Source organism: Serratia sp. SA088 (assembly GCF_049065515.1).
GTDB lineage: Bacteria > Pseudomonadota > Gammaproteobacteria > Enterobacterales > Enterobacteriaceae > Serratia > Serratia nematodiphila.
On record NZ_JBAKGW010000004.1, the window covers coordinates 310,167 to 330,553 of the forward strand.

Annotated in this window: 19 protein-coding genes; 14 read left to right on the forward strand and 5 right to left on the reverse strand. The window is 58.3% G+C overall.

The annotated features are described in order from the left end of the window. Positions 1–85: 85 nt before the first annotated feature. The 3 genes from clpP to bolA all read right to left on the reverse strand — a co-directional run bounded on the left by clpP (position 86) and on the right by bolA (position 3,134). Positions 86–709, reverse strand: coding sequence for an ATP-dependent Clp endopeptidase proteolytic subunit ClpP (gene clpP, locus ACOWVD_RS13130; protein WP_004940356.1), 624 nt, complete (start codon positions 707–709; stop codon positions 86–88). A gap of 438 nt (positions 710–1,147) precedes the next feature. Beyond that, positions 1,148–2,452: a trigger factor gene (tig, locus tag ACOWVD_RS13135; RefSeq protein WP_031300019.1), complete on the reverse strand. Its 1,305-nt coding sequence runs from the start codon at positions 2,450–2,452 to the stop codon at positions 1,148–1,150. Between the two features lie 367 nt (positions 2,453–2,819). Continuing rightward, positions 2,820–3,134: a transcriptional regulator BolA gene (gene bolA, locus ACOWVD_RS13140; RefSeq protein ID WP_004940361.1), complete on the reverse strand. Its 315-nt coding sequence runs from the start codon at positions 3,132–3,134 to the stop codon at positions 2,820–2,822. Positions 3,135–3,448: 314 nt separating this feature from the next. Between bolA and ACOWVD_RS13145 the strand changes: the two genes are divergently transcribed. The 8 genes from ACOWVD_RS13145 to ACOWVD_RS13180 all read left to right on the forward strand — a co-directional run bounded on the left by ACOWVD_RS13145 (position 3,449) and on the right by ACOWVD_RS13180 (position 12,357). Next, entirely contained in the window at positions 3,449–4,027 is a 579-nt protein-coding gene (locus tag ACOWVD_RS13145; RefSeq protein WP_004940363.1) for a lipoprotein, read from the forward strand. 51 nt (positions 4,028–4,078) lie between these two features. Continuing rightward, complete coding sequence (gene ampG, locus ACOWVD_RS13150; protein ID WP_049242804.1) at positions 4,079–5,557, forward strand: muropeptide MFS transporter AmpG; 1,479 nt, start codon at positions 4,079–4,081, stop codon at positions 5,555–5,557. A gap of 441 nt (positions 5,558–5,998) precedes the next feature. Next, positions 5,999–6,949, forward strand: coding sequence for a cytochrome o ubiquinol oxidase subunit II (cyoA, locus tag ACOWVD_RS13155; RefSeq protein WP_004940365.1), 951 nt, complete (start codon positions 5,999–6,001; stop codon positions 6,947–6,949). A gap of 3 nt (positions 6,950–6,952) precedes the next feature. Next, positions 6,953–8,944 carry a cytochrome o ubiquinol oxidase subunit I gene (gene cyoB, locus ACOWVD_RS13160; protein ID WP_004940366.1) on the forward strand — a complete coding sequence of 664 codons (1,992 nt, stop codon included), beginning with the start codon at positions 6,953–6,955 and terminating at the stop codon, positions 8,942–8,944. Beyond that, complete coding sequence (locus tag ACOWVD_RS13165; protein ID WP_004940367.1) at positions 8,934–9,548, forward strand: cytochrome o ubiquinol oxidase subunit III; 615 nt, start codon at positions 8,934–8,936, stop codon at positions 9,546–9,548. The genes cyoB and ACOWVD_RS13165 overlap by 11 nt, the downstream gene beginning before the upstream one ends. Beyond that, a complete protein-coding gene (locus ACOWVD_RS13170) occupies positions 9,548–9,886 on the forward strand; it encodes a cytochrome o ubiquinol oxidase subunit IV (RefSeq protein ID WP_004940369.1) in 339 nt (112 codons plus the stop codon). The genes ACOWVD_RS13165 and ACOWVD_RS13170 overlap by 1 nt, the downstream gene beginning before the upstream one ends. 17 nt (positions 9,887–9,903) lie before the next feature. Then, a complete protein-coding gene (gene cyoE / locus ACOWVD_RS13175; protein ID WP_015376842.1) occupies positions 9,904–10,794 on the forward strand; it encodes a heme o synthase in 891 nt (296 codons plus the stop codon). Positions 10,795–10,992: 198 nt separating this feature from the next. After that, complete coding sequence (locus ACOWVD_RS13180; RefSeq protein WP_164095463.1) at positions 10,993–12,357, forward strand: MFS transporter; 1,365 nt, start codon at positions 10,993–10,995, stop codon at positions 12,355–12,357. A gap of 34 nt (positions 12,358–12,391) precedes the next feature. Here the strand turns inward: ACOWVD_RS13180 and ACOWVD_RS13185 are convergent, their stop codons facing one another. Next, on the reverse strand, positions 12,392–12,883 hold the full coding sequence (locus tag ACOWVD_RS13185) for a YajQ family cyclic di-GMP-binding protein (RefSeq protein WP_004940373.1): 492 nt from the start codon (positions 12,881–12,883) through the stop codon (positions 12,392–12,394). 182 nt (positions 12,884–13,065) lie between these two features. Between ACOWVD_RS13185 and panE the strand changes: the two genes are divergently transcribed. Then, positions 13,066–13,977, forward strand: a complete 912-nt coding sequence (gene panE, locus ACOWVD_RS13190) for a 2-dehydropantoate 2-reductase (RefSeq protein ID WP_004940375.1) — start codon at positions 13,066–13,068, stop codon at positions 13,975–13,977. Beyond that, entirely contained in the window at positions 13,940–14,530 is a 591-nt protein-coding gene (yajL, locus tag ACOWVD_RS13195; RefSeq protein WP_004940376.1) for a protein deglycase YajL, read from the forward strand. The genes panE and yajL overlap by 38 nt, the downstream gene beginning before the upstream one ends. Before the next feature lie 66 nt (positions 14,531–14,596). Here the strand turns inward: yajL and thiI are convergent, their stop codons facing one another. After that, the gene (gene thiI, locus ACOWVD_RS13200; RefSeq protein ID WP_004940377.1) at positions 14,597–16,045 is read right to left on the reverse strand and encodes a tRNA uracil 4-sulfurtransferase ThiI; all 1,449 of its coding nucleotides are present in this window, start codon (positions 16,043–16,045) and stop codon (positions 14,597–14,599) included. 160 nt (positions 16,046–16,205) lie between these two features. On the opposite strand from thiI, the gene xseB reads away from it, so the two are divergent. The 4 genes from xseB to ACOWVD_RS13220 all read left to right on the forward strand — a co-directional run bounded on the left by xseB (position 16,206) and on the right by ACOWVD_RS13220 (position 20,377). Beyond that, a complete protein-coding gene (gene xseB / locus ACOWVD_RS13205; protein WP_015376838.1) occupies positions 16,206–16,469 on the forward strand; it encodes an exodeoxyribonuclease VII small subunit in 264 nt (87 codons plus the stop codon). A 5-nt stretch (positions 16,470–16,474) separates the two neighbouring features. After that, complete coding sequence (ispA, locus tag ACOWVD_RS13210) at positions 16,475–17,395, forward strand: (2E,6E)-farnesyl diphosphate synthase (protein WP_049242810.1); 921 nt, start codon at positions 16,475–16,477, stop codon at positions 17,393–17,395. Between the two features lie 34 nt (positions 17,396–17,429). Continuing rightward, a complete protein-coding gene (dxs, locus tag ACOWVD_RS13215) occupies positions 17,430–19,295 on the forward strand; it encodes a 1-deoxy-D-xylulose-5-phosphate synthase (protein ID WP_049242811.1) in 1,866 nt (621 codons plus the stop codon). Positions 19,296–19,402: 107 nt separating this feature from the next. Continuing rightward, entirely contained in the window at positions 19,403–20,377 is a 975-nt protein-coding gene (locus ACOWVD_RS13220; RefSeq protein ID WP_197842932.1) for an aldo/keto reductase, read from the forward strand. Positions 20,378–20,387 lie beyond the last annotated feature (10 nt).

Sequence of the window (20,387 nt, forward strand, 5' to 3'; positions counted from 1 at the left end):
AACTCATATCGGGAACGCCGAGGGGCTACAACAGAGCGAGCCCCTGCCCACTCTGATTACTATAGTCCATCGGCGCCGCGTGGTTCTAGCTGCGGTGTGTCAGAATGCCGTCAACCAGGCCGTATTCCACGGCTTCTTCCGCGGTCATAAAGCGATCGCGCTCGGTATCGCGCTCGATCTGCTCCAGCGGCTGGCCGGTATGCTCGGCCATCAGTTCGTTCATGCGCGCTTTCACCTTGAGGATTTCACGCGCGTGGATTTCGATGTCCGTCGCCTGGCCCTGGTAGCCGCCCAGCGGCTGGTGAATCATCACGCGCGAGTTCGGCAAGCAGAAACGTTTGCCTTTGGCGCCCGCGGTCAGCAGGAAGGAGCCCATCGAGCACGCCTGGCCCATACAGATGGTGCTGACGTCCGGCTTGATGAACTTCATGGTGTCGTAAATCGACATGCCCGCGGTAATTACCCCACCCGGCGAGTTGATGTAGAGGTAAATGTCTTTTTCCGGGCTTTCCGCTTCGAGGAACAGCATTTGCGCCACGATCAGGTTGGCCATGTGATCTTCCACCTGGCCGGTCAGGAAAATGATGCGCTCTTTCAGCAGGCGGGAATAAATGTCGTAAGAACGCTCCCCGCGTGAAGTCTGCTCTACCACCATCGGCACCAGCGCCATGTTCGGTGCAAATTGATCTCGTTCGCCACTGTATGACATTACCGTCTCCTAATAGAAATTGCCTTGGCGGCCAGGGTGTCACCCTAATACGCCGATTCTACTTGAGAACGGCCATGATGACTATGCTCAAGCATTCGACCCGCGCCGCACGTACCCGACGGTTGTTTTATCCCGCGCACTTTGGCAAACAGCCCCAGAATTATTCTTTACAGATGGGGGGAGCCCGGCGCGATTTCAAGCCCAGAGGCCGATTTTCTCCGCGCGCCGGAAACGATGCCGTTATTCTGACCTTTATCATGCCAGCCAGTTCCCCAGGCAACAGGGTAAATATAGTGCATATTATCCCGCTTAACCTGAGATTAATCAGCAACGTGGCAAAAAGAAAAGCCCGCAACCTGAGGTCGCGGGCTTTTTCATCGTGCGCCGGTTCGCCAGGCGAAACCGGGGGCGCCGTTCATCGCGCCCGGGACGCCGGCATTACGCCTGTTGAGTCTGGTTCATCAGCTCGCTGAAGGTAGTGGCTTTTTCAGTCACTTTCGCTTTCGCCAGCAGGGCTTCAACCGCTTGCTCTTCCAGAGCCACGTTGCGCATGTTGTTCATCAGCTCTTTGTTTTTGCTGTAGAACTCGATGACTTCGCTCGGATCTTCGTAGGCGGAGGCCATTTCTTCGATCAGCGTCTTCACGCGGTCTTCGTCAGCTTTCAGATCGTTGGTGCTGATCACTTCACCCAGCAGCAGGCCAACCACTACGCGGCGTTTCGCTTGCTCTTCGAACAGTTCACGTGGCAGTTCCAGCGCTTGCTTCTCGTTGCCGCCGAAACGCTGTGCAGCCTGACGACGCAGCACGTCGATTTCGCCGTCGATCAGGGCAGCAGGCACGTCGATTTCGTTCGCGCTCACCAGGCCTTCGATCGCCTGAGACTTGATGCGGTTACGCACGGCGCCTTTCAGCTCGCGCTCCATGTTCTTGCGAACCTCGGTGCGCAGGCCGGCAACGGAACCGTCCGCCACGCCGAAACGCTTGATGAACTCTTCGGTCAGTTCCGGCAGCTCGCGCTCTTCAACTTTCTTCAGCACGATAGCGAATTTGGCCGCTTTGCCCTTCAGGTTTTCAGCGTGGTAGTCTTCCGGGAAGTTCACGTCGATGGAGAACTCTTCGCCCGCTTTGTGACCGACCAGGCCTTCTTCGAAGCCTGGGATCATGCGGCCCTGGCCCATTGCCAGCACGAAGTCGGACGCTTTGCCGCCTTCGAACTCTTCACCGTCGATAGAACCGGTGAAGTCAACGGTCACGCGATCTTCAGCTTCCGCCGCGCGATCGGTTTCTTTCCAGGTGGCCTGCTGCTTGCGCAGGGTATCCAGCATCGCGTCGACGTCTTCGTCGTTCACTTCAACTACGGGTTTTTCGACTTCGATGTTTTCCAGGCCTTTCAGCTCAACTTCTGGATACACTTCGAATTCAACGGCGAAAGTGAAGTCTTCACCTTCTTTGTACTCGCCCGGCACGTAGTTTGGTGCGCCGGCCGGATTAATCTTTTCTTTGATGATCGCGTCAACGAAGCTGCGCTGCATCGCTTCGCCCAGCACGTCCTGACGAACAGAGGCGCCGTAACGCTGTTCCACGATGTTCATCGGCACTTTGCCTTTGCGGAAGCCGTCGATACGCACGCTTTTCGCTGCGTTGATCAGCTCTTTCTTCACCGCCTGCTTGATAGTATCAGCCGGTACAGTAATAGAGAGACGGCGCCCAAGGCCTTGAGTGGTTTCTACTGAAACTTGCATCTTGTTACCTCAAAAAAATCACAGTGCTCGGTCAACTCCGTTCCAAGAACCAGGACGGCTACAGATAAGAACCGAGTTCCCTGATGACAGAAGCGTCCCGAAACCATTCCGGAAAAATAAGACGCGACATTATAGCGGCGCATGCGTGGCGAGTCGAGGAAAGCTAGGCGGCGCAGGCGCGCTAAAACTCACACTTTTGCCGATTCGATCGCCCAAAGGCCGCCAAAACAGACCGAACGTTGGCCACATTGCGCGTCGGCCGTGTCGTCGTCAAAAACAGAAACGGCCCGCAGGCCGTTTCAAAATTCGTCAGTAGTAATACCCTAATTCAAGGGCAAAGTTCCACTGATACCTGAAAATTTCCCCCTCAGGCCAGCGTGCCGGCGCCGCGGCACGGCGGCGAGGCCGGCACGGTATCCTGCAGACCTTCCCACTCTTTGAGCGTATAGGTGTGCAGCGCCAGCGCGTGTACGCCGTCCGCCAGCTCCTCCGACAATACGCCGTAGATGGAGCGGTGGCGCGTCAAAAAACGTTCGCCGACGAAGCGATCGCTGACCAATACCACTTTGAAATGGCTTTCTGAACCCGCCGGAACGTTATGACGATAGCTTTCATCAACGACTTCCAGATACGCGGGCTCAAACGCCGCCCTTAACTTTGCTTCTATTTGCTCGCGAATCATAGGATCTCCTTACAACACCGGCAGAGGACCGTGCCCATCTAGTTCAATATTAGCCGGTTTTCCCCCGTTTAGACCATCGCCGGGACAAATTTCTCTTTTCTGCGGTCAAATGATGAGCGCCATCCCCGCCGCTTGGGGGATTATCCGATTGAGCGGGCCAAAAAAGCGTGTTTTTATCAACGGCAGGTAAAAATTTGTCACTCAGGCGCCTTCCGCGCTTCCACCGCACGGCGGCGATGCTATGATGTCGGCAATTTGTTGTCGGCTATCCCGCTCTGATTATTGCTAAATCCATCGAGAATGAGACAGAAAACATGTTAAAGAAACTTTGTCTTCCTTTGCTGGCCGCCCTGCTGCTGGCCGGCTGCGCGACCAGCAGCAACACCCTGAACGTCACGCCGAAAATCGTTCTGCCGCAGCAGGATCCTACCCTGCAGGGCATCACTGTCAGCATCAACGGCGCGGATCAGCGCACCGACCAGGCGCTGGCCAAGGTGAACCGCGACGGCCAGTTGGTCACGCTGACGCCATCGCGCGATCTGCGTTTCCTGCTGCAGGAAGTGCTGGAGAAACAGATGGGCGCACGCGGCTACATGATCGGTGCCGACGGCCCGGTGGCGCTGCAAATCGTCGTCAATAACCTGTACGCGGACGTCGCCGAAGGTAACCTGCGCTACAACATCACCACCAAAGCCGACATCTCGATCATCGCCCAGGCGAAGAACGGCAACAAGCAAGTGAAGAATTACCGCTCGACCTATAACGTGCAGGGCGCCTTCACGGCGACCAACGAGAAGATCACCGACGCCGTCAACTCCGTGCTGGGCGACGTGATCGCCGACATGGCTCAGGACACCAGCGTCAACGATTTCATCAAGCAAAACGCGCGCTAATCGGCGCGCCTGGCGCCGCCCGGCGGATCGGGCGGCGCAGACAGGGAACTCATGTCGAAACACTATCTGAACATCTTCACCCAGCGTAACTCCGCCATTCTGCTGCTGCTGGGCTTCGCGTCGGGTCTGCCGCTGGCATTGACCTCCGGCACGCTGCAAGCCTGGATGACCGTCGAAAATATCGATCTGAAAACCATCGGCATCTTCTCGCTGGTGGGCCAGGCCTATGTCTTCAAATTCCTCTGGTCGCCGTTCATGGACCGCTATACCCCGCCGTTTCTCGGGCGGCGGCGCGGTTGGCTGCTGATCAGCCAGCTGTTGCTGGTAGCGGCGATTGTGGCGATGGGCTTTATGCAACCCGCGCAGCACCTGTGGTGGCTGGCGGCGTTGGCGGTGCTGGTGGCGTTCTGCTCCGCCTCGCAAGATATCGTGTTCGACGCCTATAAAACCGATCTGCTGAGAGCCGAAGAACGCGGCACGGGCGCGGCGATCTCGGTGCTGGGTTATCGGCTGGCGATGCTGGTTTCCGGCGGCCTGGCGCTGTGGCTGGCGGATCGCTATTTCGGCTGGCAAGCCACCTACTGGCTAATGGCCGGGTTGATGCTGATCGGCGTGGCCGCCACGCTGCTGGCGCCGGAGCCGGACGAAAGCATCCCGGCGCCGCGCACCATGGAACAGGCGGTCGTCGCGCCGCTGCGCGATTTCTTCGGCCGCAACAACGCCTGGCTGATCCTGCTGCTGATCGTGATGTACAAAATGGGCGACGCCTTCGCCGGCAGCCTGAGTACCACCTTCCTGATCCGCGGCGTGGGGTTCGACGCCGGTGAAGTCGGGCTGGTGAACAAAACCCTCGGCCTGTTCGCGACCATCGTCGGCGCCCTGTTCGGCGGCGTGCTGATGCAACGTCTCAGCCTGTTTCGCGCGCTGATGCTGTTCGGCGTCCTGCAGGCGGTCTCCAATCTCGGGTATTGGATCCTGGCGGTGACCGACAAGAGCCTGCTCACCATGGGCAGCGCCATCTTCCTCGAAAATCTGTGTGGCGGCATGGGCACCGCGGCCTTCGTGGCGCTGCTGATGACGCTGTGCAACCGGTCGTTCTCCGCCACCCAGTTCGCGCTGCTGTCGGCGCTGTCCGCCGTAGGGCGCGTCTATGTCGGCCCGATCGCCGGCTGGTTCGTTGAAGCCCACGGTTGGCCGTTGTTCTACCTGTTCTCTATCGCCGCTGCCCTGCCCGGCTTGCTGCTGCTCGCTATCTGTCGTCAGACGCTGGAGCACACCCAGCAGCATGGCAATTTTATGCCGCGCACCGAGTTTTCAGAATATTACCGTTGGGCGCTGCGCTTGCTGACGCTAGGCTGTTCGCTGTTGGGCCTGTGGTTGCTGTTGCTTATCGCCAACGCGCTGGATTGGACTCAGGCCCCGCAGTTGGCCGATCGGCTGCTGCAGGTCGGCGCCGCGCTGAGCCTGCTCGGCGTCGCCATGGGCAGTACGTTGGATTACCTCGCCCTGCGCCGCACCCGTTTGGCATAATCTGACCGGCCGGTGATTTCACCGGCCGAAAAAAAAAGCGATCCGGGGATATATTTATTTCGGTAAAAAAAGATAATCGGCGCGGAAATTATTTTTTTATCCGACTGCCGCACTCGGAAATAAAATTAAATTCACCTTTAAGACACAATTATTTTACATTAAATAAACCTTTTCTGCGTATTTCCCCGCCGCGCATTTCTTCGCCAAATTCATCATACCTTTAGTTTTCCTTAACATACGGGCTGCTCGTCACGATTCAGCGTGCCAACGCGTTGTTGTCATTGGTAAATTGTCACGCAGGGTTACATCTGTGACCCCCTTAACAGAAAGTGTCAACAAGCCGCTGACACTCCCTTAAGCATGTTTACAGTACTGCAACCTTCCCGTAAAATGCCCGCACACATGAAACGACAATTGAGCCTTTGTTATTGAGGTCGTTAGATGAGACTTAAGAAATACAATAAAAGTATTGGGATGCTGTCATTAATCGCAGGCACTGTATTGCTCAGTGGCTGCGATATGGTTTTGATGAATCCCAAAGGAGCAATTGGTGTTGAGCAACGGACACTGATTATCACTGCAATCGCATTGATGTTGATCGTAGTGGTGCCAGTTATCTTCATGGCGTTCGCCTTTGCCTGGAAGTATCGCGCTTCCAACAAAGACGCCAAGTACAGTCCGAACTGGGCCCACTCCAACAAGATCGAAGCGGTCGTCTGGACCATTCCTATCATTATCATCGCCATCCTTGGCACCATTACCTGGAAGACCACCCACGAACTCGATCCGTTCAAGCCGATTGTCACCGACAAGAAGCCGATGACGATCGAAGTGGTGTCGCTCGACTGGAAATGGCTGTTCATCTACCCGGAACAAGGCATTGCGACCGTTAATGAGCTGGCTTTCCCGAAAGATGTTCCAGTCGAATTCAAGATCACCTCTAACTCGGTAATGAACTCGTTCTTTATCCCGCAGTTGGGTGGACAGATTTATGCGATGGCCGGCATGCAGACCAAACTGCACCTGATCGGCAACGAAGCCGGTGCCTACAAAGGCATCTCCAGCAGCTACAGCGGCGCAGGCTTCTCCGGTATGAAGTTCACCGCGATCGTTACCCCGACCGAAGGCGACTTCGATCAGTGGGTGGCCAAGGTGAAGGCATCGTCTAAAAACCTGAACACCACCGACGACTTTAACAAACTGGCAGAGCCGAGTGAAAACAACCCGGTTGAGTACTTTGCCGCTGTCAAACCGAATTTGTTCAAAGAAACAATTGCCAAATTCATGGGCGACATGGATATGCACAAGGGCGCAGGCGCGCACGAAGGCATGGACATGAGCCAAGGTATGGACATGGGTGAACATGCTGCTCACGCCGGAGCCGAGGAATAACTGATGTTGGGAAAATTAACACTTGATGCGGTTCCGTACCACGAACCGATCATCATGGTCACCGTAGCCGCAATTATTGTCGGGGGCCTGGCAGTGCTGGCACTGCTGACGTATTTCGGTAAATGGAAGTGGCTGTGGAGCGAATGGCTGACTTCGGTCGACCATAAAAAAATTGGTATCATGTACATCATCGTGGCGATGGTCATGCTGCTGCGCGGCTTTGCCGACGCCATCATGATGCGTAGCCAGCAGGCGTTGGCGTCCGCCGGCGAAGCCGGGTTCCTGCCGCCGCACCACTACGACCAGATCTTCACCGCGCACGGCGTCATCATGATCTTCTTCATGGCGATGCCTTTCGTGGTTGGCCTGATGAACGTCGTGGTGCCGCTGCAAATCGGTGCGCGCGACGTCGCCTTCCCGTTCCTGAACTCCCTGAGCTTCTGGTTCTTCGTGGTGGGCGTGGTGCTGATCAACATCTCCCTGGGGGTCGGTGAGTTCGCTCAGACCGGTTGGCTGGCGTATCCGCCGCTGTCGGGTAAAGAGTACAGTCCTGGCGTCGGGGTCGATTACTGGATCTGGAGTCTGCAGATTTCCGGTCTGGGTACCCTGCTGACCGGCGTGAACTTCTTCGCCACCATTCTGAAGATGCGTGCCCCTGGCATGCCTATGATGAAGATGCCGGTGTTCACCTGGGCGGCGCTGTGTACCAACGTCCTGATCATCGTTTCTTTCCCAATTCTGACCGTCACCATCGCGCTGCTGACCCTGGATCGCTATCTGGGCACCCATTTCTTCACCAATGATATGGGCGGCAACATGATGATGTACATCAACCTGATTTGGGCCTGGGGTCACCCAGAGGTGTATATCCTGGTTCTGCCGGTGTTCGGCGTGTTCTCCGAAGTCACCGCGACCTTCTCCAGAAAACGCCTGTTCGGCTATACCTCACTGGTATGGGCAACCATCGCGATCACCGTTCTGTCGTTCATCGTCTGGCTGCACCACTTCTTCACCATGGGGTCCGGCGCGAACGTTAACGCCTTCTTCGGTATCGCCACCATGATCATTTCCATCCCGACCGGGGTGAAAATCTTCAACTGGCTGTTCACCATGTATCAGGGCCGCATCAAGCTCAACTCCGCAATGCTGTGGACCGTTGGCTTCATCATCACCTTCTCCGTGGGTGGTATGACCGGCGTTCTGCTGGCGGTGCCGGGCGCGAACTTCGTGCTGCACAACAGCCTGTTCCTGATCGCGCACTTCCACAACGTCATCATCGGCGGCGTGGTGTTCGGTTGCTTCGCGGGCCTGACCTACTGGTTCCCGAAATCCTTCGGCTTCACGCTGAACGAAAAATGGGGCATCCGCGCGTTCTGGTTCTGGATCATCGGCTTCTTCACCGCCTTCATGCCGCTGTACGCATTGGGCTTTATGGGCATGACCCGTCGTATCAGCCAGAACATCAACCCTGAGTTCCACCCTCTGCTGCTGGTTGCAGCCGGCGGTGCGGCGCTGATCGCCTGCGGCATCCTGTGCCAGCTGACCCAGATCTTCGTCAGTATCCGTGACCGCGAGCAGAACCGCGATCTGACCGGTGACCCATGGGGTGCTCGTACTCTGGAGTGGTCAACTTCGTCTCCACCGCCGTTCTATAACTTTGCCGTAGTGCCGCAGATTCATGACCGTGATGAATTCTGGGACATGAAAGAAAAAGGTGAAGCTTATAAGAAACCGGCTAAATACGAACCGATTCATATGCCTAAGAACACCGGTGCCGGCGTTATCATCGCCTTCTTCAGCCTGGTATTCGGTTTCGCAATGATTTGGGAAATCTGGTGGATGGCTCTGGCCGGCTTCATCGGTATGATCGTTGTCTGGATCGGCAAGAGCTTCGATCACGATGTTGACTACTATGTGCAGGTTGATGAAATCGAGCGCATTGAGAACCAACACTACGAACAAATCCGTAAAGCAGGCGTGAACCATGTCAACTGAAACTCTGACCAATCATAACGCAGCCCATGCAGAGCATGGGCACCACGACGCGGGAGAGACCAAAGTCTTCGGATTCTGGATCTACCTGATGAGCGACTGTATTTTGTTTGCGAGCTTGTTCGCGACTTATGCAGTCCTGGTGAACGGGACCGCTGGCGGTCCCTCAGGCAAAGACATCTTCGACCTGAAGTTTGTTCTGGTCGAAACTTTCCTGCTGTTGTTCAGCTCCATCACCTACGGCATGGCGATGATCGCCATGAACAAGGGTAAAGTTGGCGGTGTAAACACCTGGTTGTTCCTGACCTTCCTGTTTGGTCTGGGCTTCGTGGCGATGGAAATCTATGAATTCCATCACCTGATCGCCGAAGGCTTCGGGCCGGATCGCAGCGCGTTCCTGTCCAGCTTCTTCGCGCTGGTCGGCACCCACGGTCTGCACGTGACTTCCGGCCTGATTTGGATCATCGTGCTGATGATTCAGGTGAGCAAGTTCGGCCTGACCGCGACCAACAAAACCCGCCTGATGTGCCTGAGCCTGTTCTGGCACTTCCTGGACGTGGTCTGGATCTGCGTATTTACCGTTGTCTACCTGCTGGGGGTTATGTAATGAGCCATTCATCCCATGAAACCTCTCACGGCGGCGCAAGCCACGGCAGCGTGAAGTCATACCTGATCGGCTTTATCCTGTCGATCATCCTGACGGTAATTCCATTTGCGATGGTAATGAACGGCACTGCCTCTCATTCCACCATCCTGGCGGTTGTTGTCGGTATGGCGGTTATCCAGGTGATTGTTCACCTGGTTTACTTCCTGCACATGAACACCTCATCGGAAGAGCGCTGGAACCTGGTGGCATTGCTGTTCACCGCTATGATCATCGGTATCGTTGTTGTAGGTTCACTCTGGATTATGTACAACCTCAACATCAATATGATGGTCGATTAAGAGCTGAGCTGCACGTGATGATTAAGCAATACCTGCAAGTCACTAAACCAGGAATTATTTTCGGCAATTTAATTTCTGTCGTTGGGGGATTCCTGCTCGCTTCCAAAGGGAGCATCGACTATCCCCTGTTTCTCGCCACCCTGGTGGGTGTCTCGTTGGTGGTCGCGTCGGGCTGTGTGTTTAACAACTACATCGACCGCGATATCGACAAGAAAATGGAGAGAACGAAGAATCGGGTGCTGGTAAAAGGCCTGATCGCGCCGAGTGTCACCCTGGTTTATGCGACCGTGTTGGGTATTGCGGGCTTCGCGTTGCTGTATATCGCGGCCAACCCGCTGGCCATGTGGCTGGCGGTGATGGGCTTCGTGGTTTATGTCGGCGTTTACAGCCTGTACATGAAACGCCATTCGGTCTACGGCACGCTGATCGGCAGCTTGTCGGGCGCCGCGCCGCCGGTTATCGGCTACTGCGCGGTGACCAACGAGTTCGACGCCGGCGCGTTGATCCTGCTGGCTATCTTTAGCCTGTGGCAGATGCCGCATTCTTATGCGATCGCTATCTTCCGCTTTAAAGATTACCAGGCGGCCAACATTCCGGTGCTGCCGGTGGTGAAAGGCATTTCCGTCGCCAAGAACCACATCACGGTCTACATCCTGGCATTTATGATCGCCACGCTGATGCTGACCCTGGTGGGCTACGCCGGCTACAAATACCTGATCGTCGCTGCGGCGGTGAGCGTATGGTGGCTCGGCATGGCGCTGCGCGGTTACAAGACCGAAAACGACAGCGTCTGGGCGCGCAAACTGTTCGTGTTCTCCATCGTCGCCATCACCTCGCTGAGCGTGATGATGTCGATCGACTTCAGCGCCACGGCGGCGCCTGAAGCGCTGGTGACCTACGTTTGGTAAGCCAAATCATCTGTGAATGGGCCGCTTTTGCGGCCCATTTTATTTGTCACGCCGAAAAGCGGCCAAACTGTAATATCTGTTAAACAACATTCGATTTACCCCCCCTGCCCCGCACACTAAAATGACGAAGCTTTACAGAAATCATGCCATCAGGCGCTGTCTCAACGTCTGATGGCATGGTTTTTACCGAGGTTTGATGTGAACGATAATTCAATGACCCCGCAGGAGCGCCGCGCTACCTGGGGATTGGGCACCGTATTCTCCCTGCGCATGCTCGGCATGTTTATGGTATTGCCGGTGCTGACCACCTACGGCATGGCGCTCAACGGCGCCAGCGAAGCGCTGATCGGCATCGCCATCGGCATCTACGGCCTGGCGCAGGCGGTGTTTCAGATCCCGTTCGGTCTGGTGTCCGATCGCATCGGCCGTAAGCCGCTGATCGTCGGCGGCCTGCTGATCTTTGCCCTCGGCAGCGTGATCGCCGCCGCGACCGACTCTATCTGGGGTGTGATCCTCGGCCGCGCGTTGCAAGGCTCCGGCGCGATCGCCGCCGCGGTAATGGCGCTGCTCTCCGATCTGACCCGCGAGCAGAACCGCACCAAAGCGATGGCGTTCATCGGCGTCAGCTTCGGCATCACCTTCGCCATCGCCATGGTGTTGGGCCCTATAATTACCCACGCCTTCGGCCTGCATGCGCTGTTCTGGATGATCGCCGTGCTGGCGCTGGCCGGCATCGTCATCACCCTGGCGGTAGTGCCTTCCGCCGATACCCATCTGCTGAACCGCGAGTCCAGCATCGTGCGCGGCAGTTTCAGCAAAGTGCTGAGCAACTCGCGCCTGCTGAAGCTCAACTTCGGCATCATGTGTCTGCATATCCTGCTGATGTCGAGCTTCGTGGCGCTGCCGCTGGCGATGGAAAAAGCCGGGCTGGCGGCCAGCGAACACTGGATCGTCTACCTGGTGACCATGCTGGTGTCGTTCGCCGCCGTGGTGCCTTTCATCATCTATGCCGAAAAATATCGCCGCATGAAGCAGGTGTTTATGGGCTGCGTGGCGGTGCTGTTTTGCGCCGAAGTGCTGCTGTGGCTCTCCGGCGCGCACCTGTGGGGCATCATCGCCGGCGTGCAGCTGTTCTTCATGGCCTTCAATGTGATGGAAGCCATTCTGCCTTCGCTGATCAGCAAAGAATCACCGGCCGGCTATAAGGGCACCGCGATGGGTGTCTACTCCACCAGCCAGTTTATCGGCGTAGCGATCGGCGGCAGCCTCGGCGGCTGGCTGTACGGTTTGCAGGGGGCAGGCCTGGTGTTTATCGCCGGCGCGGTATTGGCCGCCGTTTGGTTCCTGGTCAGCAGCACCATGAAAGAGCCGCCGTATGTCAGCAGCCTGCGCATTACGCTGTCTGAACTGGCGGTGAAGGATTCGGCGCTGGAAAGCCGCCTGAAGGCGCAGCCCGGCGTGGCCGAGGCGATCGTGGTGCCGGAGGAGCGCAGCGCCTACGTCAAGGTGGATACCAAGCAGACCAATCGCGGTCAACTGGAAGCGCTGGTCAATTCGCTGTAAAGAATCAGGGCCGGCAATGCCGGCCCCGTCGAGATTAATCGCGGAAGTTCTTGAACTGGAACGGCTGCCCCAGATCGCCGCCGCGCACCAGCGCCATCACGCTCTGCAAATCGTCGCGTGACTTGCCGGTCACCCGCACTTCTTCGCCCTGGATCTGCGCCTGCACCTTCAGCTTGCTGTCTTTGATCAGCTTGACGATTTTCTTCGCTACAGAGGTTTCAATCCCCTGCTTCAGCTTGGCTTCCACGCTGTAGGTTTTACCGCTGTGGGTAAACTCTTCCGGGATCTCCAGCGCGGCGCCGTCGATGCTGCGCTTGCTCAGCTTTTCGCGCAGAATGTCGAGCAGCTGCTGCACCTGGAAATCAGACTCGGTGGCAACCTTGATGCTTTGATTCTTCTCGTTTAGCTCAAAGCTGGCCGGCACGTTGCGAAAATCCCAGCGGGTGCCGAGATCGCGGGTGGCGTTCTCAACGGCGTTACGCACTTCCTGCATATCAATTTCGGAAACGATGTCGAAAGATGGCATACTTCTTCCTCCTGAATGAGTGCCTAATAGCTTAGGCGATTTTGATGCCGAGCATGATAACCGCTTTGCCGCCTCAGACAAAATCTGCTGAACGCACGCAGGGATAGCGCTTCAGGCTGCCATAAAGCCTATAGTTAGATCACGGTAATTGAGCGGTATTCCCGTGTTTCCAAGGAGACTGAATGAAAATAACCATTCTTGGTTGCGGCGCGCTCGGACAACTGTGGCTCTCCCGGCTGTATCAGCAGGGCCACGATGTACAGGGATGGCTAAGAGTGCCGCAGCCTTTTTGCGCCGTGAACGTGATCGAGCCGGAAGGCGTCTCGTTTAATCGCAATTTGCCCACCAACGATCCTGAGCACCTCGCGCAGAGCGAGCTGCTGCTGGTGACGCTGAAAGCCTGGCAGGTCTCCAGCGCGGTCAGTGCGCTGCTGCCGAAGCTGAACCCTCAGTGCGCCATTTTGCTGTTGCATAACGGCATGGGTACCCAGGAGGAGCTGCCGCAAAACGGCCAGCCCATCCTGCAGGGCACCACCACCCACGCCGCGCGCCACGAAGGCAGCACCATTATTCACGTCGCCACCGGCATCACCCACATCGGCCCCACCTCACCGGCCGCCCAGCATCTCAGCCACCTGGCGGAAGTGCTGCATCAGGCGCTGCCCGACGTCGCCTGGCACAACAACATCGCCTCGGCCAACTGGCGCAAGCTGGCGGTCAACTGCGTGATCAACCCGCTGACGGCGCTGTACGGCTGCCGCAACGGCGATCTGCAGCGCTACCCGGAGCAGATCGAAACGCTGTGTCGTGAAGTCGCCAGCGTGATGGCGATGGAGGGCTACCACACCTCCTGCGAAGGCCTGATGCAATATGTGATGGACGTGATCCACAGCACCGCCGACAACGTTTCGTCGATGCTGCAGGATATCCGCAGCCAGCGGCATACCGAGATCGACTACATCACCGGCTACCTGCTGCGCCGTGCGCGCAGTCACGGCCTCACGCTGCCGGAGAATGCGCGGCTGTTTGAATTGATTAAACGAAAGGAAAATGAATATGAGCGTATCGGCGCTGGTTTGCCTGGCACCTGGTAGCGAAGAAACCGAAGCCGTCACCACCATTGATCTGCTGGTGCGGGCGGGCGTTAAAGTCACTACCGCCAGCGTCGCCGGTGACGGCGAGCTGACTATCGTTTGTTCGCGCGGCGTCAAGCTGCTGGCCGACGCGCCGCTGGTGGCGATCGTCGATGAGCCTTTTGACGCCATCGTGCTGCCCGGCGGCCTGAAGGGGGCGGAATGCTTCCGCGACAGCCCGTTGCTGGTGGAAAAAGTGCGGCAGATGCACCTGCAGGGGAATATCGTCGCCGCCATCTGTGCGGCGCCGGCGCTGGTGCTCCAGCACCACGATCTGTTCCCGGTCGGCAACATGACCGGCTTCCCGGGCCTGAAAGACCAGATACCGGCGGAAAAATGGATGGAGCGCCGTGTGGTGTACGACGCACGCGTCAAGCTGCTCACCAGCCAGGGGCCGGGCACCGCGATGGAGTTCGCGCTGAAGCTGATCGATCTGCTGCTCGGCAAGGCCAAAGCGGCGGAGATCGCCGCGCAGCTGGTGCTGATCCCTGGGATGTACGATTTCCGCGACTGAGCGGCTTGCCGATAAAAAAAGGGCTGAACACCAGTTCAGCCCCTCTCGTTTACGCCGCTGCCCGCGTTACGGGCGATAAACCTTCACGTTGCTGAAGCCCTGCTCCAGCAGGTACAGCGCCTGCAGGCGGCTCATCACGCCGCGCTCGCAGTACAACAGATAAGTTTTGCTCTGATCCAGATCGCCGAACTGGGTGCTCAGCTTGTAGAACGGCAGCGCTTTCACTTCAACCTGTTCCAGCTGCAGCGGCTTCTCTTCCTGCTCGTCGTTGGAGCGGATATCCAGGATCACCTCGTCGGCGCCGAAGGCCGCAACGGTTTCCACTTCGGTCACCTGCTCCTGCGCCTGCTCGGCGATGGAGCGAATATCGACGTTCTTCGCTTCGCTCACCACCCGATCGAGAATGCTGAAATCGAAGTGGCTCTCTTCCTCTTCGATCTTGGCCTTGACGGCTTTCACCGTCGGGCTCTTCGAAATCACGCCGCAATATTCCGGCATGGTTTTGGCGAAGTCTTCGGTGCCGATTTCGCGCGCCAGCTTGATGATGTGCTCTTTATCGTGCGAAATCAGCGGACGCAGGATCAGCGTATCGGACGCATTGTCGATCAAGCGCAGGTTGGTCAGCGTCTGGCTGGACACCTGCCCCAGCGCTTCACCGGTCACCAGCGCCTGCACGCCATAGCGTTCGGCCACTTGCGAAGCGGCGCGCACCATCATGCGCTTGAGCACCACGCCCATCTGGCCGTCATCGACCTTCTCCAGGATCTCGCCCACCACCGGCTCGAAGTCGATGGCGACGAAGCGCACCTTGTGCGAGCTGGCGAAACGGTTCCACAGGTAGTGCGCCACCTGCTTCACGCCAATCTCATGCGCGGCGCCGCCCAGGTTGAAGAAGCAGAAGTGCACGCGGCAGCCGCGGCGCATCAGCATATAGCTGGACACGCCCGAGTCGAAACCGCCGGAAATCAGCGACATCACGTCTTCCTGAGTGCCGACCGGATAACCGCCGATGCCTTCGAGGCGGCGTTTGACCAGCATCAGCTTGTCGTCTTCAATCTCCAGGTTTACCGTGACCTGCGGGCGGGTCAGGTTAACGCGCGCGCTCTCGATATGCTGGTTCAGGCCGCCGCCGACGTAACGCTCCACGTCCTGCGAATTGAACGCCTGCTTGCCGCGACGCTTGACGCGCACGCAGAAGGTTTTGCCTTCCAGCTGGGCGCGGTAGGCTTCCAGCGTCTGCTCGAAGATGTGGTGGATATCGGTATAAGCGCGATCTTCCACTTCCAGAATATGGTGGATGCCGGGAATACGCGTCAGCGCGTCGGCGATGATCGGCCGCTGGTTTTCATCTTTGGCGCGAACTTCGATATGATCCCAGTGACGGACGACCGCCAGCGTTTCATCATACTGCTTCAGGACGTTGCGAATATTGGTCGAGAGAATCTTGATAAAGCGCAAGCGCACAGATTGGCTCTTGATGGTGATTTCCGGGAACAATTTAATGATAAACTTCATGGCGGTCTTTGTTGTCAGATAAGAATTACGGCGCGGAGTATATCACCATATCGCCGCGCTCTGCGCACAAAACCACACATGAGCGCCATGATTTGCTAATCAAGATCCGCTAGGATAGGCTCTGGCGCCACGGTTCACATGATGACGTAAAAAGAAAATTATGCCGAAAAAACCAGCACAATCAGCCAGTACAGAGCAAACTGCCAGCTTTGAAAGCGCCCTCGGCGAGCTGGAAAGCATCGTGACGCGTCTGGAGTCGGGCGAACTGCCGCTGGAAGACGCGCTGAACGAATTCGAACGCGGCGTGCAGCTGGCGCGCCAAGGCCAGCAGAAACTGCAACAGGCGGAACAGCGTGTGCAGATACTTCTTAACGACAGCGCCGACGATGCGGCGCTGGCGCCTTTCACACCGGATGCCGAGTAACCGACATGTCTGAGATCGCCCCATCGGCCGCTTTTGCCGATCAACTGCAGATTTTCCGCCAGCGCGCCGATCGCACGCTGCTGGACTTCATCGCCCCGCTGCCGTTCAACGACGGCAACATGGTGGCGGCGATGCGTCACGGCGCCTTGCTGGGCGGCAAGCGTCTGCGTCCGTTCCTGGTGTACACCACCGGCCAGATGTTCGACGTGTCGCTGAGCAACCTGGACGCGCCGGCGGCGGCGGTGGAATGCATCCACGCCTACTCGCTGATCCATGACGATCTGCCGGCGATGGACGACGACGATCTGCGCCGTGGCCAGCCGACCTGTCACATTAAATTCGGCGAAGCCAACGCGATCCTGGCCGGCGATGCGCTGCAGACGCTGGCGTTTTCGATCCTGGCCGATGCCGAGATGCCCGACGTGGCGCTGCGCGATCGGCTGGCGATGGTCTCCGAACTGGCGACCGCCAGCGGCGTAGCCGGCATGTGCGGCGGCCAATCGCTGGATCTGGAAGCCGAAGGCAAGCACGTCGACCTGCAGGCGCTGGAACAGATCCACCGCCACAAAACCGGCGCGCTGATCCGCGCGGCGGTGCGCCTGGGCGCGCTGAGCGCCGGCGAAGCCGGACGAGCGGCGCTGCCGCAATTGGATCGTTACGCCGCTGCAGTCGGCCTGGCGTTCCAGGTGCAGGATGACATTTTGGACGTTGTCGGCGAAACTGAGAAAATCGGCAAGCGCCAGGGAGCGGACCAACAACACGGAAAGAGTACCTACCCGGCGTTACTCGGGCTTGACAGCGCGAAAGCAAAAGCGTGGGATCTCTATCAGGAAGCATTAGCTGCATTAGACACTTTGGCAGCGCAATCTTATAACACAGCGCCATTGCGAGCGTTAGCCAGCTTCATTATTGAACGCGACAATTAACGTGTGACGTTAACTCCTCTGATATGAGTATCGAATGAGTCTTGATATAGCCAAATACCCAACCCTGGCGCTAGCGGAAAACCCCGAGGAACTCCGTTCGCTGCCCAAAGAGAGCTTGCCGAAGCTGTGCGATGAGCTGCGGCAATACCTGCTGAACAGCGTCAGTCGCTCCAGCGGCCACTTTGCCTCCGGGCTGGGTACCGTCGAACTGACGGTGGCGTTGCATTTCGTCTACAACACGCCGTTCGATCATCTGGTGTGGGACGTCGGCCACCAGGCCTACCCGCACAAAATTCTGACCGGCCGCCGCGACCGCATCGCCACTATCCGGCAAAAGAACGGCCTGCACCCCTTCCCGTGGCGCGCCGAAAGCGAATACGACGTGCTGTCGGTCGGCCACTCGTCGACCTCGATCAGCGCCGGCCTCGGCATGGCGGTGGCGGCGGAGCGTGAGGGCAAGGGCCGCCGCACGGTGTGCGTGATCGGCGACGGTGCCATCACCGCCGGCATGGCGTTCGAAGCGATGAACCACGCCGGTGATATCAATCCGGACATGCTGGTGGTGCTGAACGACAACGAGATGTCGATCTCGGAAAACGTCGGCGCGCTGAACAACCATCTGGCGCAGCTGCTGTCCGGCAAACTCTACTCCACCCTGCGCGAAGGCGGCAAAAAAGTGCTGGCCGGCGTGCCGCCGATCAAGGAGCTGGTGAAACGCACCGAAGAGCACCTGAAAGGCATGGTGGTGCCAGGCACGCTGTTCGAAGAGCTGGGCTTCAACTACATCGGCCCGGTAGACGGGCACGACGTGCAGGGGTTGGTCGCCACATTGAAAAACATGCGCGATCTGAAAGGCCCGCAGCTGTTGCACATCATGACCAAGAAAGGCCGTGGTTACGCGCCGGCGGAAAAGGATCCGATCAGCTTCCACGCGGTGCCGAAGTTCGATCCCGCTAGCGGCACGCTGCCGAAAAGCGCCGGCGGTCTGCCGACCTATTCGAAAATCTTCGGCGACTGGCTGTGTGAAACCGCCGCCAAAGACAGCTCGCTGATGGCGATCACGCCGGCGATGCGCGAAGGCTCCGGCATGGTGCAGTTCTCTCGCGACTATCCGCAGCAATATTTCGATGTGGCGATCGCCGAGCAGCACGCGGTCACCTTCGCCGCCGGGCTGGCGATCGGCGGCTACAAGCCGGTGGTGGCGATCTATTCCACCTTCCTGCAACGCGCCTACGACCAACTGATCCACGACGTGGCGATCCAAAACCTGCCGGTGATGTTCGCCATCGATCGCGGCGGCATCGTCGGCGCCGATGGTCAGACCCACCAGGGGGCGTTCGATCTGTCGTTCATGCGCTGCATTCCGACCATGGTGATCATGACGCCGAGCGACGAGAACGAATGCCGCCAGATGCTGTATACCGGCTATCACTATAACGAAGGCCCGAGCGCCGTGCGTTATCCGCGCGGCACCGGCACCGGCGCGGCGCTGGAGCCGCTCAACATGCTGCCGATCGGCAAAGGCGTGGTGCGCCGCCAGGGGGAAAAGATCGCCATTCTCAACTTCGGCACCCTGCTGCCGGAGGCCGCGCAAGCGGCGGAAGCGCTCAACGCCACGCTGGTCGACATGCGCTTCGTCAAGCCGCTGGACGAGCAGCTGGTGCTCGAACTGGCCGCCAGCCATGAAACGCTGGTCACGCTGGAAGAGAACGCCATCATGGGCGGCGCCGGCAGCGGCGTCAACGAACTGCTGATGGCCAAACGCCGTCCGGTGCCGGTGCTGAACCTCGGCCTGCCGGACAGCTTCGTCTCACAGGGCAGCCAGGAAGAACTGCGCGCCGATCTGGGGCTGGACGCCGCCGGCATTCAGCGCCAAATCGAAACCTGGCTGGCGCAGTAATCGCCGCCCGCGCCTGATAAAACGCCTCCGCTTTCGGGGGCGTTTTCGTTTCCGCCCTCCGGGATCCGCGCTACAGTTACTGTCTGAGCTGTGAATGGGAGGCAAACATGAAGTACCTGAAACTGGGCAACACCGATCTGAACGTTTCGCGCATCTGCCTGGGTTGCATGACCTACGGCGAACCGAACCGCGGCAATCACGCCTGGACGCTGCCGGAAGAGAGCAGCCGCCCGCTGCTGAAACAGGCGCTGGAAGCCGGCATCAACTTTTTCGACACCGCCAACAGCTATTCCGACGGCAGCAGCGAGGAGATCCTCGGCCGGGCGCTGCGCGACTATGCACGCCGCGAGGACGTCGTTATCGCCACCAAGGTCTATTTCCCGCTGAGCAACCTGGAGCGCGGTTTGTCGCGCGCCAAGATCATGCAGTCCATCGACGACAGCCTGCGCCGTCTCGGCACCGACTATGTCGATTTGCTGCAAATCCACCGCTGGGATTACGAAACGCCGCTGGAAGAGACGCTGGAGGCGCTGCACGACGTGGTGAAAGCCGGTAAGGCGCGTTACATCGGCGCCTCTTCCATGTACGCCTGGCAGTTCGCCAAAGCGCTGTATACCGCCGATCTGCACGGCTGGACGCGCTTTGTCAGCATGCAGGATCAATACAACCTGATCCAGCGCGAAGAAGAGCGTGAAATGCACCCGCTGTGCGCCGCCGAAGGCATCGCCGTACTGCCATGGAGCCCGCTGGCGCGCGGCCGCCTGACCCGCCCCTGGGGCGAAACCACCGCGCGGCTGGTCTCCGACCAGTTCGGCAAAAGCCTGTACGAGGAAACTGAAGGCATCGACGCCATCATCGCCGAGCGCGTCGCCAGCCTCGCCGAAGAACGCGGTGTTTCACGCGCGCAGATCGCGCTGGCCTGGCTGCTGAACAAATCGGCGGTCAGCGCGCCGATCGTCGGCGCGTCACGCAGCGAGCAGTTGGATGACGCCATCGCCGCGGTCGATTTGAGTTTGTCGCCGCAAGAGGTGGCGGAACTGGAGACGGCTTACGTGCCGCATCGGGTGACGGGGTTTGAATAAGAGAAGCGGG

Excerpts from the sequence above, each read along its gene's own strand:
- clpP (WP_004940356.1), bottom strand. The coding sequence starts at position 709 with ATGTCATACAGTGGCGAACGAGATCAATTTGCACCGAACATGGCGCTG.
- tig (WP_031300019.1), bottom strand. The coding sequence starts at position 2,452 with ATGCAAGTTTCAGTAGAAACCACTCAAGGCCTTGGGCGCCGTCTCTCT.
- bolA (WP_004940361.1), bottom strand. The coding sequence starts at position 3,134 with ATGATTCGCGAGCAAATAGAAGCAAAGTTAAGGGCGGCGTTTGAGCCC.
- ACOWVD_RS13145 (WP_004940363.1), top strand. The coding sequence starts at position 3,449 with ATGTTAAAGAAACTTTGTCTTCCTTTGCTGGCCGCCCTGCTGCTGGCC.
- ampG (WP_049242804.1), top strand. The coding sequence starts at position 4,079 with ATGTCGAAACACTATCTGAACATCTTCACCCAGCGTAACTCCGCCATT.
- cyoA (WP_004940365.1), top strand. The coding sequence starts at position 5,999 with ATGAGACTTAAGAAATACAATAAAAGTATTGGGATGCTGTCATTAATC.
- cyoB (WP_004940366.1), top strand. The coding sequence starts at position 6,953 with ATGTTGGGAAAATTAACACTTGATGCGGTTCCGTACCACGAACCGATC.
- ACOWVD_RS13165 (WP_004940367.1), top strand. The coding sequence starts at position 8,934 with ATGTCAACTGAAACTCTGACCAATCATAACGCAGCCCATGCAGAGCAT.
- ACOWVD_RS13170 (WP_004940369.1), top strand. The coding sequence starts at position 9,548 with ATGAGCCATTCATCCCATGAAACCTCTCACGGCGGCGCAAGCCACGGC.
- cyoE (WP_015376842.1), top strand. The coding sequence starts at position 9,904 with ATGATTAAGCAATACCTGCAAGTCACTAAACCAGGAATTATTTTCGGC.
- ACOWVD_RS13185 (WP_004940373.1), bottom strand. The coding sequence starts at position 12,883 with ATGCCATCTTTCGACATCGTTTCCGAAATTGATATGCAGGAAGTGCGT.
- panE (WP_004940375.1), top strand. The coding sequence starts at position 13,066 with ATGAAAATAACCATTCTTGGTTGCGGCGCGCTCGGACAACTGTGGCTC.
- yajL (WP_004940376.1), top strand. The coding sequence starts at position 13,940 with ATGAGCGTATCGGCGCTGGTTTGCCTGGCACCTGGTAGCGAAGAAACC.
- thiI (WP_004940377.1), bottom strand. The coding sequence starts at position 16,045 with ATGAAGTTTATCATTAAATTGTTCCCGGAAATCACCATCAAGAGCCAA.
- xseB (WP_015376838.1), top strand. The coding sequence starts at position 16,206 with ATGCCGAAAAAACCAGCACAATCAGCCAGTACAGAGCAAACTGCCAGC.
- ispA (WP_049242810.1), top strand. The coding sequence starts at position 16,475 with ATGTCTGAGATCGCCCCATCGGCCGCTTTTGCCGATCAACTGCAGATT.
- dxs (WP_049242811.1), top strand. The coding sequence starts at position 17,430 with ATGAGTCTTGATATAGCCAAATACCCAACCCTGGCGCTAGCGGAAAAC.
- ACOWVD_RS13220 (WP_197842932.1), top strand. The coding sequence starts at position 19,403 with ATGAAGTACCTGAAACTGGGCAACACCGATCTGAACGTTTCGCGCATC.